Here is a 1,117-nt window from a genome sequence, read left to right on the forward strand (position 1 = left end):
TCAGATCGCATCTTAAAAGCGATGAATCGCCAACATAAAAGCATTCATTATCTTCATCTTATCGAAAAAATCCGTACTGCACGACCCGATATTGCTTTTTCAGGCGATTTTATTGTGGGATTTCCAGGAGAAACAGATGAAGACTTTGAAGAAACCGTTAAACTTATTAAACAAGTGCAATACAGTTCAGCCTATTCTTTTAAGTATTCACCTCGCCCTGGAACAATTGGTGCAACAATGAAAAATCATGTTGATGAAGCTGTAAAAGATGCCCGGCTCCAACATTTACAGGTTCTTCTTCTTGAACAGCAAAATGCATTTTTGCGCTCTAAAATTGGTCAAACAACCGATGTTCTCATCGAAAAAGTTGGACGTCACTCTGGGCAAATGGTAGGCCGTTCACCTTGGCTTTTACCTGTTGTAGTAGATACAGAGGCTTCTACGGGCACAGTGATGTCCATCCATATTAAAAATGCAGGCTCAAACAGTTTTGTCGGTGAAATAGCAAATGTATAAAGAGACCTCTGACATCTCGTTCAAAACAAAGTTTACTCAAGAAAATGTGCAACATTTGGTGGATATGGGAGAATAGGTTGAAAGCTTCAACCGAAAAAATAAAGTGCGTTAAAGAGAAAATAAGTACCTATCCTGAAAATACTGGTATCTTGAGAAAAGCAAACGCAGCAGATGTTAAAAATGTTGTTTTAATTTTTGAAAACAATCAATATGCAAAAGCGGTTTTTGGTAAACTCGACGAAAATCTTGCTTATATAGAACAAAAACTCGGACTTAGCATTCATCCACGTGGTAATGAAATTTTAATCCGTGGAAATATTGCTGCTATAAAGCACGCACAATATGTATTACAGCAGCTTTATGAACGCGTTAAAACATATCCAGAGCTCACTTTATCGGATATAGAAGGAGCGATTGCCATGGCAAATTTGCTACATAAACAGCAAGAATCGCCAACAACAAAACAACCTGCAACAAAACGTATACCAGCACGGTTGAGTACCCATAAAAAAACAATCCATGCCCGAACCTCAACACAAGATGCTTATATACGTGCAATGGAACACACTGAACTTGTTTTTGGTGTAGGGCCAGCAGGAAC

The 1,117-nt window shown here is 38.4% G+C and carries 1 protein-coding gene and 1 pseudogene; both read left to right on the forward strand.

Annotated features, from left to right (window positions below; genetic code table 11):
• Nucleotides 1-516, forward strand: a 516-nt coding sequence (locus ACFIK8_RS09815; protein WP_375669314.1) for a radical SAM protein, incomplete at its 5' end; no start/stop codon positions are given.
• 77 nt (nt 517-593) lie between these two features.
• Nucleotides 594-1,117: pseudogene (locus ACFIK8_RS09820) on the forward strand (phosphate starvation-inducible protein PhoH); the annotation flags it as partial.

The sequence above is a fragment of the Bartonella sp. MR168JLCBS genome, assembly GCF_042194175.1.